The sequence below is a fragment of the Solibacillus sp. FSL W7-1324 genome, assembly GCF_038008025.1.
Lineage (GTDB): Bacteria > Bacillota > Bacilli > Bacillales_A > Planococcaceae > Solibacillus.
Genome location: NZ_JBBOYH010000001.1, coordinates 1500600 through 1514906 on the forward strand (window position 1 = coordinate 1500600; position 14307 = coordinate 1514906).

A 14307-nucleotide genomic window follows, 5' to 3' on the forward strand; every position below is an offset into this window, starting at 1 on the left:
TATAAATTCCTGTTTTTACAAGGATATTAGAATGCATGATACATAGATAAATAGGTGTTATACCGGAAATTTAAGCTATTTGAACCTGGTGTAATTCTAATTGGTAATATTGCGGTGAAAAATGTCTTATTAGTTTAGATAATTATTACTGTCCCGTGATATATGTAAAATGTTTTCACCAAATTATAAAGTAAGGAAAATTTTTAAAATTACTAACAGAACAAATGTGGAAGCGTATTCATTATATAAAAACGGATTGATTTTATCAGGTTTTTTTATTTCACATATTGCAAAATTCGAAAGATTCGTAATGGGGAGATCAACTCTTTTAATATGAGTAAAACAATATCGTAATATAATTTTGCTATATTTTATGCAGGCAGTAGATGGTGCTGCCAAATAAATTGAGGAATCATTTTACTCGGTTCAATCAGAGGTGAAACGATTAAAGCCGAGGTTAATGAAAAATCCATCCTATCAGTACAAAATACGAATTAGGAGAGATCAAGTAATGAACAAAAAACAAATGGACTCTAAAACAGCAAATAAGAATTTTTCTAAGAAAGTAGCGCCACTAGTGATGTCAACATCATTTATCGCTGCATCATTTTTAGCGGCAGGTGCACCTATCTCAGCAGCGGAATTGGATGCAAAGGATGTTAATCAGGAAGTTATTGAACACATAAAAAATCACGGGCAGAAAGTGTCTGAATTTGCAAAGAGCCTGCCAGGTTCTCCTGAAAAAGGGAAGCTTGTCAGCCAAGTTGCCCAGCAAAAAACCGAAACGACAGATGAATTAGATGAGACAGATAATATAGATGATACAACGGATGATGGTATAACAGAAGAGCTAGAAACACCGGTGTCTGGTGATGATGTAACAGTTGATGCTCCAGAAGCCGAAGCAGAAGAAGAGTTAAGTGATGAGACAGAATCTCCGGTAGCAGAAGAGGAACCAGTAGAAGATATTTCTGAAGAACCGACAGTGCCAGTTTCTGAAGAAGAACCGGTGGAAGAAGAGGGAACTGATGAAACAGAAACACCGGTAGCAGAAGAAGAACCAGTAGAAGATGTAACGGAAGAACCGACAGCACCAGTTTCTGAAGTAGAACCAGTAGTAGAAGAGGGAACTGATGATGCAGAAATACCGGTAGCAGAAGAAGAAGAACCAGTGGAAGAAGATGTAATAGAAGAACCGACAGCTCCAGTGTCAGAAGATGACGAAGCGGGAGAAGAGGGAACTGATGAGACAGAAACACCGGTAGCAGAAGAAGAACCAGTAGAAGAAGATGTAACGGAAGAACCGGCAGCTCCAGTGTCAGAAGATGACGAAGCGGGAGAAGAGGGAACTGATGAGACCGAAACTCCGATAGCAGAAGAACCAGTGGAAGAAGATATTACTGAAGAACCCGCAGTACCGGTGACTGAAGATGATCTAACAGAAGTAGTTACACCAGAAAATGATTTTACTACATGGGTAGAAGAATCTTATCAATTTATCGATAATAGCTACCAAAGCTTAATTAACTACTACCAAACTCATATTGAACAATATTTAAGTAATTTCGATTCTGACCAATCTACTGAATTAACTGAAACTCCAGTAATTGACGAATCAACGGAAATTGTTGAAACAGTACCGACAACTGTAAAGGAAGATTCTGCACAAGATATCCCGGTTGAAAATACAGCTTTGCCAGCAGAGACTGATGAAAGCCAGGAAATTCCAGTAGATGTAGAAACAGAGAATACACCAGTAACAGATGAAGCAACTGATATTATTGAAACAGTACCAACAACTGGAGAGAAAGAATCTTCACTAGACATCCCTGTTGAAAATACTGTTCTGCCGGTTGAAACTGATGAAAATCTGGAAGTACCAGTAGATGCAGCAACTGAAGAGTTATCTTCTACTGTAGAAACACCAGAGCAATTTAGTGAAGAAGTGGAAAACACTGTTTCAGAGCCGGAAGAAGAACCAGTCCAAACAGATACGGAAGAAATTAGTGTAGATCCTGAAGAAGAACAAAATCAAAGTGAAAAAATCGCACTAAAAGATAAAGTCATTGGTTACTACCAAGATCTTGTAGCATCATTCTCTAACTTTTTAAGCTTCCTAAAATAAGAGGGGCAAAGTGAAAAAAATTAAATAGCAATGAATATAAGCTTGGAAAGCCTTAATTAGTAAGGTTTTTCCAAGCTTTTTATTTTGGAATTGTAAATGTAAAACCTAATATGCAATAAATAAATCACGAAACTAGATATATATTTATTGATTTACGATAAATCATATATTAAAATCAAAATTGAAAATAAATAAATGAGGTGCGAATTATGGAAAAAGTAACTACGTTGTTTTTAAAAGTTGCTGTTGTTTTTTTAGGAATTCCTATTTTGGCGTTATGCATCTTTTTAGTACCTGAGTTGGCAAATGTAGCATCAAAAATGCTTCCGGAGTTTGCATTCGTAAAATATTTTGTTTACATCGTTTTCGATGCTTCGGCAATTCCTTATTTCTTTGCTTTGTATCAGGCTTTCCTACTTTTACGCTTTATCGACAATAATAAAGCGTTCTCTGAGCTAGCTGTGAAACCTTTAAAGAAAATAAAATATTGTGCCATCACAATTAGTATTTTGCATTTATTCGTTTTACCGCTGTTTTATGTATTTGCAGAATTGGATGACGCACCGGGTGTTATCTTTGTCGGATTAGTTGTTCCTTTTGCTTCATTGGTAATTGCAGTCTTCGCAGCGGTTCTTCAAAAACTTTTACAGGAAGCAATTCATATTAAATCTGAAAATGATTTAACGGTCTGAGGTGAATAACTATGGCAATTATTATTAATATTGATGTGATGCTGGCAAAAAGGAAAATGAGTGTAACAGAACTTTCGGAAAAGGTTGGAATTACGATGGCTAACCTTTCCATATTGAAAAATGGAAAGGCAAAAGCCATCCGAATAACAACTTTAGAGGCGATTTGTAAGGCGTTGGATTGTCAGCCTGGAGATATTTTAGAATACAAAAGTGATGAGGAAATTTAGGTGGAACATAATTGAGGGAGGGAAAGCAATGGAGAGTAATAATTTGGTTATTGAAAATATTACTAAACCCGATGTACTGGAGAAAATGTATCGAAAAGACCCGAAAGCTTTTACTAAGTCATTTAAACAGGCATGGGAACAAAACTCTGATTCCCCGATTTTGAGTGTTTGGTATGAAAGATTGAATTTCAATGAAATGGATAGTAAAAAAAGGTCTGCGTCATTACAAAGTGGATTTATTTTCATGGGAATATTAGCGATCATGGCAGGGGTATGCACAAGAATTATATTCCATTTTTTCGAGCAGGAATCGATCGCTCCGATTAATCTGGCATTTGGTATTATTCCGTTTATTGCTGCCTACTTTGTTTACAAGCATAAAACTAAAAGAAATATCATTTATTCGTTAGTGGCAATGTTCTTAGTTTCAGGAATTTATTTGAATATGCTGCCATTGAATTTCAATGACGATAGCATAATTTTAGCATATTTACATTTCCCGATTTTCTTATGGGTGTTATTAGGGCTAGCATATACAGGAAATGATTATTTAAATAGCAGTACAAGATTAGCTTATATCAAATTTAATTTGGAATATGGCATTCTTTACGCCAGCATGGCAGTTAGCGGGATGTTTCTTGCATTATTAACGTTGCAGTTATTCAGCTTTATTGGCTTAGATATTGAGGACTTCTATTTTAGTAATATCGTTTTATTTGGGGCAGTGGCACTTGCTGTTGTTGGTGTACATCTTGTTTCTATGAATTTAAAGTTGGCCAAAAATATAACTCCATTTATCGCAAAAATATTTAGCCCGTTAGTATTAATTACTTTGCTTGTATACCTTATAACGGTCCTATCAGTCGGTAAAAATCCATTTTTGGACCGCGATTTCCTGATTGCCTTCAACGGTATACTACTTGGCGTACTGGCTGTAACAATCTTCTCTATTACCGAGAAGGACTCGGATGATAAAAAGAGCATCTTCGACTATGTCAATTTCGCATTAATCGTTGTTGCGCTTATTATTGACAGTGTCGCATTATCAGCCATCATGTTCAGACTGACTTCTTACGGTATTACACCAAATCGGCTTGCTGTTTTAGGGGTGAATATACTTATTTTTGCAAACCTACTTTGGATAATGATTTCCTATTTACGTTATCTTCAAAATAAATCCGGACCTGAAGCGATTCAAGATGCCATTACGAAGTATTTGCCGGTATACGGATTGTGGGCAGCTTTCGTTATATTTACTTTTCCGATTATTTTTTAAATAAAAGAGATAGTGTATATCCCATTAAAGCAGATGACGAAGTGAGTTCGTACATCTGCTTTCAAAATATAGCTTCATTATTATTGCCAATAAAAATTATTTCACGCCCCGTCTATATTATCCATATAGATGAACCAATAAGAGTATTACATTTTAATAATTTATTAAACGAAGCTATCTCTATACAAAACGTAATTTTTCTAATATTCTTAATATAATATAGTTGATGGGGTGAAGTTATTGAAAGCAATACGTATCAATCAATTTGGAACATCTGAAAATTTAGTTGTGGAGCAAGCGGAAGTATCGACACCGGCAGAAAATGAGGTACTGATAAACATTCATGCGGCAGGTGTAAATCCTAGCGATGTTTATACTTCTACAGGTACATATGCGATTAAACCGAACTTGCCATATACGCCAGGCCTGGATGGGGCTGGGGTTGTTGAAAAAGTTGGAGCACAAGTGACTAACGTAAAAGCAGGGGACCGAGTATTTATCGCGAGCTTGCCGAGTGGTAAGTCGACAGGTACATTGGCACAACAGATTGTTTGTGAAAGCCGCTTTGTTCATCCGATTCCAGAGCATATTTCGTTTGAGCAGGGATCCGCATTAGGAATTCCGGCACTGACTGCTTACAGAGCATTGGTTGGAAGAGCGAAAGTGAAATCAGGGCAAACGGTTTTCATTCACGGAGCGAGTGGTGCGGTAGGTTTGCAGGCTGTTCAAATTGCAAAAGCTTTAGGAGCAAAAGTAATAGGAACGGCTAGCCGAGATTCCGGGAAACAACTTGTAAAAGAAGCTGGCGCGGATGTTGTGCTTGATCATACTAAAGAAGAAACGATTGAGACTGTACTTGATGCCAATGATGGCAAAGGTCCAGATGTCATAATTGAATTTCTGGCGAATGAAAATCTGCAAACTGACTTGCAGATGGTTGCTAAAAACGGTGTCATCGTCATTGTCGGAAACCGTGGGGAAATTGAGATTAATCCACGTCTAGTGATGCAAAAAGAATGTGATGTACGTGGGATGGTACTGTTTAATGTATCGGCAGAAGAACACCAGGAACTAATATACGGTGTAGCAAAGCTGCTGGAAACAGAACAGCTAAAACCTGTCGTAGGTTACAGTTATCCATTAGAAGAGGCTGGTAAGGCATTTGATGCAGTAATTAATGGGGAGCATAACGGGAAAGTAGTTGTAAAAACTCAATAAGACATTTTGTGGACTAGTATAGTTGCTAGTCCTTTTTATCTGGCAATTCTCATTAATAAAGTAGAGACTCGTAATATTATTTTGTTAGTTTGCAACTATTTAACAAAAAGTTAACAAAAATTGTTATGATAGTTGAATAGAAACGAGAGGGATAGGTAGCAACTAAATGGGGTTTAAAGAAGAACTTAAACGTGAAATACGCAATGCCAAAAATGACGCTGCAAAAGAAGTAGAAAAACATTGGGTCGTCGATTTTGAAGGCCATCAAATAGAAGTGATGAATGGCATGATGGAAGAAGTTTTAAAAGTAGATGGCCAAATGATTGCACAAAATGTACGGAAATCAATGTGGTCGCATATAGTGCCATTTTCAACTCTGAAAGGAACATTCCAATCAAAAAGCGGTAAGAAACATAAAGTGTATGTGAAAATAGGCGGCTTTGTTAAATTAAATGTAACGGTGAAAGTGGATGGAAAACAGCTGTTGCATGAGGCTATGAAACTGCAATTTTTACCATGGGCAAATAAGGCGTATATCGTACCTTTGCTTGAAGAGCAATATGAGCAAAATCAACAGCTAATAACAAAAGATTTGCCGGATGACGATTTTTTATATGATGAACATCATCCGAAATTTGCGCCAGGATTTGCAGACCAGCTGCATCAAGAGGCAGTAACACCATTTTATACGAAAAAGCTGATCAAGCTATTTTTAGCACAGGTTACTAATCCGAATGAGCAAACACGTAAATCAACCTACGAAAAAATTAAAGATGAGAAGGTCATCAGCTATTTCCATGAATTTTTGGAGCGGTTTTCTGAAGCTGAAAAAGATGAAGACCGAGTGAAAGAAGAGGCAATTTGGCTGCTAGAACATGCGGCACATCGCGAAGTAGTGAAATTTGCGCTTCTTGTATTGGGAACAGTTAAATGTGAAGAGTATAAAGAACGTATGAAAGTGGTGGCATTGCACGAAGAGTTTACCGGAGTGGCTTTATTCGCAATAACTAACGGCACAACTAACAGTAATGAGACAGTGTGGCATATCGCACAAAATGTTTCGGACTGGGGTAAACTTGAAGCATTAAATTTCCTGGATGCCTCAAATGAAGATATCCGACAGTGGATATTACAGGAAGGGTTAAAAAATACTGTACCTGGGAATGCCTCGGCATTAATGTGTGCTGAAAAAGGGAAGCTTGATATTGAACTGCACGAAAAAATTATTTCCGGGAAAATATTTGACAGTGCCGGGACAATAATATTAGCTCTTTTATATGAAGGGGCATATCAAACAATGGATGAATATGAGTATGCAGGTCAAGTACTGATGCGCTATACACATCATGCGAAAACACATTGCCTGACATTCAGCCAGTTTTTTATTTTGACACAAATTCATGAGTATTTACAATATGATGAAGAAACATGGGATAATCGCTTTTCATCTAACTGGAAACCGCATGAAAAGCGTACAGTAGAAGAAAACATCAATGTGATTGCTCATAATCCATTATGGCTGCAGGAAGCATTGGAAATTCTGCAATACGACCAGGAAAATGAGGATATGGCGTTAGCGGTAGCCAAATATTATAAAGCAGATATAACAGACATCGTATTTGAAAAATTAAAGAGTCACCCTGAAAATGTGCAATATTATTATTCATTGTTTGCCACGAAGGATGCGCAAATTATCGAACGATTAATGGGAATAACGGAGTGTTTTGGCGATTTCAATGAACTGACGAACGACCAGAAAGTTGTAGTTTTGTCTCTTATTGAAGAATTGGATCAGTATAATGGTATTGGTATGGATTTTATTGGGCAAGCTTTAATAACGACCGACGACCATCTGCAGTATATGGCGATTCAGACATTACTTTCATATGATCGTGTGTATTGGCAAGGTACGGAAATCGAAGAACTTATAGTGCGTTATGCAAAGGAATCGAAAGATCCGGATGTGAAGGAAATCGCTAAGCAATTGCTTGCGATAAATGAATAGGTTAACACTGATTAAAAATTCAAGCGCTACTACAGGCTTCGAATTTTTTTGCTTTATGAGAAAGTTTCAAATGTTTACTGACAAGCACAAAGGGAATATTTTTTATAAGTCGATTTATAAAGGAGTTTGATTATGCTAAATCATACAAAACAATACATCAATGGGGAATGGGTTGATTCTACTGGATCCGATACAATCGAAGTAATTAACCCTGCGACAGAGGAAGTAGTAGGTAAGATTAGCAGCGGGACGAAAGAAGATGTGAATCGAGCGGTCCAGGCAGCGAAGGAGGCTTTCCCTTCATTTGCAAAAATGTCGGTGGACGACAGAATTAAGCTGTTGGAAGCGATTGCTGAAGAATATGAAAATCGTAAAGACGATTTAGTGAAAACAATGACCGCTGAATTAGGTGCACCTATTACCAAATCGGAGGAAATTCATTTTAAGATGGGGCTAACGCACTTCAAAGAAGCGGCAGAACAATTGAAGACATTTAAATTTACCGAAAAAAGAGAGAAATCATATATTCAAAAAGAACCGATTGGAGTAGCCGGACTGATTACACCTTGGAATTTCCCGACAAATCAACTTTCCACAAAGCTTGCAAGTGCATTGGCGGCCGGTTGTACGATGGTAGTAAAACCTGCTTCCCAAACACCATTTGCAGCGGTCATTCTGGCGGAAATTTTGGATAAAGCGGGTGTTCCAAAAGGAGTCTTTAATCTTGTAAACGGTTCAGGTTCAACAGTAGGTGAAGCAATCAGTACTCATCCGGATGTGGACATTGTATCGTTTACCGGTTCAGGTGAAGTTGGCAGCGGGTTAATGAAAAATGCTGCTGAAGATATTAAAAATATTTCATTGGAACTTGGCGGCAAATCACCATTTGTTATTTTAAAAGATGCGGATGTAAAGGAAGCAGCAAAAGCGGCATTAGGACAAATTGCTATGAATACAGGGCAAGTTTGTTCCGCGGCAACCCGCATGATTGTACCGGAAGAAATGCATGATGAATTCATTGAAGCAATGAAAGAATTTGTTACGGAATTTCCAGTAGGGGATCCACAGGATAAAAATACATTTATGGGTCCTCAAGTTTCCAAAGATCAGTGGGAGACCGTTCAGTCCTACATTAAAAAAGGTGAAGAAGAAGGTGCAACCATTGCAATCGGTGGGCCAGGCAGACCAGATGGAATTAATAAAGGATTTTTCTCACAAATTACGGTATTTACGAATGTGAAAAACGATATGACCATTGCGCAGGAGGAAATCTTTGGTCCGGTTATGTCAGTCATCAAGTATAAGGATTTAGACGAAGCCATCGATATTGCTAATGATACGATTTATGGACTTGCCGGATATATATTCGGTAATGATAAAGAAGAGTTGAAGAAAGTCGCATTCTCCATCCGAGCAGGGCAAATCCGTATTAACGATAGTGAAACGGATCGTTCTGCACCATTCGGCGGATTTAAACAATCTGGTATTGGCCGTGAATGGGGCGATTATGGTATCGAGGAGTTTCTTGAGCCAAAAGCGATTATGGGAATGCCGTTCTAATTGGAAAGCTGTCCAAGTGTTTGCAACTTGGGCAGTTTTTTTGTCTTGAAGAACTTGAGGGAGATTTTATTAGAACAGTTGGGGAGGATATTAGAAGAAATGCGCTGGTTATTTGAAGAACGTTAGAACATATTAGAAGAGTTGACGACTTTATTAGAACAAACATTAAATAAATTAGAACTTCGCAATTTTATTAGAACAAATAAAAATATATTAGCAGATCTCAAAATTTATTAGAAAATCATTGCCGGAAATTCTTTTAGGCAGCCTTCAAATTAATGTTATCCACAAGTAACTAAATTATTGCGCGGGAAATTTTTGAATTATCTGATATTAGGTTGCGTATTTTAACCGCTATCGCTGTATTCCTTTTAGAAAAAAGCATCGGAAATAAATTTCCCGATGCTATTGTATGACTATTTTTTTGGAGCTAAATCTTCAATCGAATCAATATCCATATATGCTGGAACAACAAAGCCAAGTCGTGCCCCTTTTAAATTTTCGCCTAAATCAATAAAGTCATCTTTGTGCTTTTCGTAAAAGGATTCATGGGTAATCGGCAGCCATGGAGCTAATGAAATATCCCCATTTCCCGTTGAAATCGCCTGGAACATAATGGCAGGATCAACTGGAGTGATTTCGGCTTCAAAGCCATGCTGTTCCAATATAGCTTCGATGACATGGGATGAGGCATCCTCAGTATCCCAAGGAGTTGAAATAATACTAATTTCCTCACCATTTCCTTTTTCAACGCCAGCAGTCCATTCTGCAATCGTATCCGAATTTTCCTCTACCCACTTATTTGCAGCATCCTCAAAGTTTGAATTTTGGGCATCGGTCATGACCGTTTCCATATCTTCCGGTTCCCAATAAAAGCGATCCACTAATGTATAAGCGTTTGGTAAATCTTCTTTAAAGCCTTTTCGTACAATCGTATTAATATTTTCAATTTCACCTAATGATTTTTTAGGATCCTCCAAATATTTCAGATCATATTTTGCGAACATCCAATGAGGGTTCCAGCCTGTGAATATAATTGGTTCTTTATTTTTATAGGCTTTATCCAGTTCTCCCAGCATACCTGCAGTAGAACTTTCTGTAAGGTTCCAGTTGTTTAGATTTTCATAATCTTGTAAAGCATTATTAGCCAATTCCATTGTACCGCTACCTGGTTCAATGCCATTAATCGTGTAGTTTAATTTTTCTTCAATTGTAGCACTGCTATCATCCTGATTATTACAACCAGCTAAAAGCAGACCCGATAATGCTACTGAAAATAATCCTAATTTTTTAAAATGCATAATACGCTCCCTTTATTCCTTTTATAATGTAACAACCTTAAATATTTTACGAGTTGTTACTTGGTTTATAATTATTAACTTAAACTTTATTTTTGTCAATTCGAAATCGTAAAAAAATACTATATAGAAATAAAAAAGTCGGATGGAAACCGTTAAATATTACAAAATTTTATTGGAGATTACGTAATAAACTATAAAATTACAATATTGCAATTTAAATGTCTCCATTGTTACGTTTCTGAAAAGCGGGGTTTATAAATAAAGTATTTTATCAAAATAGGATTACGATAAATGGGAAAAGGAATGAGCTCTATGCTACATATCGAAAACTTGCGCAAGGTATACCGTGGTGGGAAAGTGACCGTTGATAACTTAACTCTAGATATTAAAAAGGGGAGTTTATCGCATTTATTGGGACGAGCGGTAGTGGTAAAACGACAGCTCTTCGTATGCTGAACCGCATGGTAGAACCTATTAGCGGAACAATTTCAATAAACGGGAAAGAGATTACGAAGATGATTCCGGTTACTCAATAACCGAACTTTAACACCTATTTTCAAAATAGTTGTTTTTTTATTCTTTTAGGAATAATTTAAACTATCCATCACGATAACTGGTAATGTTTTCGGAAAGAGCTAAGAGGGAGGAATTAACTACTTATGGTATTGATCAAACGGTTAGATATATGGCTTATCGGCTTTAACATTTCGTAATAATTAGTTAAATATTAACAAAAGTGAAACTATTTTGAATTTAAGTTCGTAATATATAAGTGTAAACAGATGTTTACGAGAAAGAGATAGGGGGATGAAGAGTGGTAACTTTTAAAAAGGCGGGTGCCATGTTAACTGCAACAGCGCTATCTGTTGGGTTATTAGCACCGATTGCTAGTGCTTCAACATTAGGGAATGAACGAATGGAGACATTACCGATTCAGGTCGCACAAGCAAATACTACAGTAACAAAAGCAGATTTAATAAAGCGTTTCCGAGAATTATTTCCAAATGAGTTCCTGCATGTATCGGAAAAAGACTTTCATAGCGGGGCTGGATACTCACATCATACAGACACTACGGTGCGATATGAACTTTATTTCTCAAAGAATATTGATGATCAATATGAACATGGGAGCTTTGTTTTCGTAGGCGATACGTTAGAGTTGGAGCAATTCTATTATCAACCTGTATACACAAAGGATGTATTATTCCCGGCAAAATATTCAAAAGAAGAAGTGAAAAAATCAGCGGATAAATTTATGGAAAAGTTCAGTAAAGGCGAAGGGTATGAGCTTGTGCCGAACCCATATGATTATTACTCTCCATCTATATTAACGCAGCCTGTTGAATACTCATTTAATTATGAGAAGAAAAATTCAGGAATTCCAATTTCAGATCAAACTATTAATATTCGTGTACTAGGAGATGGCACAGTATCATCTTTTTATAGAACAACCTCTCCAAAAAATAATTTCACATATGATGATCCGTCAAAAAAACAAGATGAATCATCCGTCGCTAACCGCATGCAAGATGCTTTAAAAGCACAATTGTCTTATACAATTATACCGGATTATTCAACAGGAAATCATAAAGTGAAGCTCGTATATGAACCGAATAGCCAGGTCATTTCAGGTATCCATGCGCTAACAGGGGAATGGATCACTTTGGACGGGCTCTCGTCAACATTATCTGCTAAACCAATTACACCAATTGTATCAGCGCCATTAGCGGCAAAACAGCCGAATATGACAGCAGGGCAGGCACGAGCTTTGGCTGAGAAATTGCTTGCAACAGATATAAAAGGGGTTCAACTGGAGATTGGAGCAGTCGATGAAACAACATCTGAAACTGGAAAAGAAGTATTCAACATTCAATATATGTATAACTATCGTAATGGTGGGACAGGGACTGTACTAACAATTGATAAAGCAACAGGGGAATTCATTAATTACAGTGATATCAAAAGTAGTCTCGAAGTAGATAATGATGACAGCAAAGATGAAGTGAAATTAACACAAAAACAGGCATTGGATAAAGCGATCGCTCTTGTAAAAGAATGGATCCCTTCATCTGCTCACAAGTATGCATTGCCGGTAAATGAAGGCTACCATGAGACCTACAATAATAGTTATAACTTTACGTTCCCGCGCATCGAGAATGGCTTAACGGTAATGGGGGATAGTGTCTCAGTAAGTGTCGATGCCAAAACAGGTGATTTAGTCAACTTATACATGAGCGACTATGGTGATTTGGAGTACCCGGCAGTAACGGATATTTTAGCTGAACAGGAAGCAACAAAAATGTTGAAGGATGAGTTGAAACTGAAACTGCAATATGTGAATCATCCAAAAGTAGGGAATGAGCAGCATTACAGTTTAGCATACCAACCAGTCTTCAAAGAACGGTCTGCTGGCATTGATGCCAAAACAGGTGAATGGTTAGATGCATCTGGAATGGCCAATGCGGACAAGCCGAAAATCGAGCATCCAAAAGCTGCCGAAGAATTAAATTATTTAATTCATGCAGGTATTTTAGAAGTTAACGAAAAGTTTAACCCGGATGCCGCTATTACAAAAGAGGAAGCATTAAAAGTATTACTGAAATCCGTAACATACATGTATTACAGCTCTAGATACAATGATTTTGAAATGGCGGACGAATCATTTACTGATATCACGCCAGACGATCCTTCATATGCATTTGTCTCTCGTGCATTAAAGATGGGAATGCTCGATGCATCTACTAAAACCTTTAATCCTCAGACAGCTCTTACTAATCAGGAGCTGGCAAAATGGGTAATTGGAACACTGAAACTAAATAAACCTGCACAACTGAGTGATATATATGAATTGAAATACAGTGATGCCGCACTAGTAGATAAGGAATTACGTGGTCACGTGGCATTAGCGTATGCAATGGGATTACTTGAAGCTGAAAATAATCAGTTGAAGCCAACTAGTGAAGTTACGTATGCACAATTAGCTCAAGTGACAATTCGTTTAGCACATAAAATGAACGAATATCAGATTAATAACTATTAATAGCAGGTTTAGTTTAAATGAAACATCCCTTGCCATATAAAACGGCAAGGGTTTTCATATGTAAATTACGGAGCTAAGAACGATTATTGCGTTGCGAAAATCAGAATGGTGGGATGATTAATGGTTATTAATCGAAATGAAATTTACTTCAGAAAGTTGAAATTAGAAGATTTCAATGCTGTAGTGGATTGGAGCAGGGATGAGCATTTTTGTGAAGCAAATGGTTGGCAAAAAAATAGAGATCATATGGAAGTGTTTAAATGGTGGGAACGTTGTGTAGCCAATCAACAAAAAGATATGATTCGTCTGGGAATTGAATATAAAAATAGACTTATCGGTTATGCCGATTTAACCGAGATTAATGAAAATTGTGCTGAAATTGGTATTGCTATAGGTGACAGTACGCTCTGGAATATTGGAATTGGTACACGAATGATAGAGGAATTAATCAATTATGCAAATGAACAATTTGGAATTACCACATTTTACGGAGAAACGCATGAAACAAATCATCGCACCAGAAAATTGATGAAGAAAATTGGATTTAAAGAGGAAAGCCGTGTGGGAACAGATTTATACATAGGGAAAGAAGTTAAGTTAGTACAATATAAGTTGGTTTTGAAAGAATGATAAGATCTTTTAATGAAGAAGGAAAGGTATACATATTTGAATGCATTTAAGCCCATTAATACATATGAACGAAAAAGAAGAGGTACGAATCATTATGAATTCGTACCTCTTTTTTGGTGCGCCCGGCATGTGCATGAACTATAGGGTGAAAGTCCCGAACCCCGAAGACAGAAGTAGAGGTTAGCCAAGAGCAAGGGTGTCCGTGGTGATGCGGAATCTGAAGGAAGCTGGAG

The 14307-nt window shown here is 37.1% G+C and carries 10 protein-coding genes and 1 pseudogene; 10 read left to right on the forward strand and 1 reads right to left on the reverse strand.

Annotated features, from left to right (window positions below; translation table 11 throughout):
• Positions 1–511 precede the first annotated feature (511 nt).
• The 7 genes from MKY71_RS07220 to MKY71_RS07250 all read left to right on the forward strand — a co-directional run bounded on the left by MKY71_RS07220 (position 512) and on the right by MKY71_RS07250 (position 9103).
• Entirely contained in the window at positions 512–2125 is a 1614-nt protein-coding gene (locus MKY71_RS07220) for a hypothetical protein (RefSeq protein ID WP_340732022.1), read from the forward strand.
• A 209-nt stretch (positions 2126–2334) separates the two neighbouring features.
• Positions 2335–2817, forward strand: a complete 483-nt coding sequence (locus tag MKY71_RS07225; RefSeq protein WP_339198949.1) for a DUF2975 domain-containing protein — start codon at positions 2335–2337, stop codon at positions 2815–2817.
• Positions 2818–2828: 11 nt separating this feature from the next.
• Positions 2829–3044 carry a helix-turn-helix domain-containing protein gene (locus MKY71_RS07230; RefSeq protein ID WP_339176114.1) on the forward strand — a complete coding sequence of 72 codons (216 nt, stop codon included), beginning with the start codon at positions 2829–2831 and terminating at the stop codon, positions 3042–3044.
• Positions 3045–3072: 28 nt separating this feature from the next.
• On the forward strand, positions 3073–4320 hold the full coding sequence (locus MKY71_RS07235; protein ID WP_340732023.1) for a DUF4153 domain-containing protein: 1248 nt from the start codon (positions 3073–3075) through the stop codon (positions 4318–4320).
• A 231-nt stretch (positions 4321–4551) separates the two neighbouring features.
• Entirely contained in the window at positions 4552–5538 is a 987-nt protein-coding gene (locus MKY71_RS07240) for an NADPH:quinone reductase (protein ID WP_339176116.1), read from the forward strand.
• Positions 5539–5704: 166 nt separating this feature from the next.
• Positions 5705–7543, forward strand: coding sequence for a hypothetical protein (locus MKY71_RS07245; protein WP_340732024.1), 1839 nt, complete (start codon positions 5705–5707; stop codon positions 7541–7543).
• Between the two features lie 132 nt (positions 7544–7675).
• Positions 7676–9103 carry an aldehyde dehydrogenase family protein gene (locus MKY71_RS07250; protein WP_340732025.1) on the forward strand — a complete coding sequence of 476 codons (1428 nt, stop codon included), beginning with the start codon at positions 7676–7678 and terminating at the stop codon, positions 9101–9103.
• A 416-nt stretch (positions 9104–9519) separates the two neighbouring features.
• Here the strand turns inward: MKY71_RS07250 and MKY71_RS07255 are convergent, their stop codons facing one another.
• Positions 9520–10404: a glycine betaine ABC transporter substrate-binding protein gene (locus MKY71_RS07255; RefSeq protein WP_340732026.1), complete on the reverse strand. Its 885-nt coding sequence runs from the start codon at positions 10402–10404 to the stop codon at positions 9520–9522.
• A gap of 312 nt (positions 10405–10716) precedes the next feature.
• On the opposite strand from MKY71_RS07255, the pseudogene MKY71_RS07260 reads away from it, so the two are divergent.
• The 3 genes and pseudogenes from MKY71_RS07260 to MKY71_RS07270 all read left to right on the forward strand — a co-directional run.
• Positions 10717–10931: pseudogene (locus MKY71_RS07260) on the forward strand (ATP-binding cassette domain-containing protein); the annotation flags it as partial.
• A 287-nt stretch (positions 10932–11218) separates the two neighbouring features.
• Complete coding sequence (locus tag MKY71_RS07265) at positions 11219–13444, forward strand: YcdB/YcdC domain-containing protein (protein WP_340732027.1); 2226 nt, start codon at positions 11219–11221, stop codon at positions 13442–13444.
• Between the two features lie 120 nt (positions 13445–13564).
• Positions 13565–14074: a GNAT family N-acetyltransferase gene (locus MKY71_RS07270; RefSeq protein ID WP_340732028.1), complete on the forward strand. Its 510-nt coding sequence runs from the start codon at positions 13565–13567 to the stop codon at positions 14072–14074.
• The last annotated feature ends 233 nt before the right edge of the window (positions 14075–14307 follow it).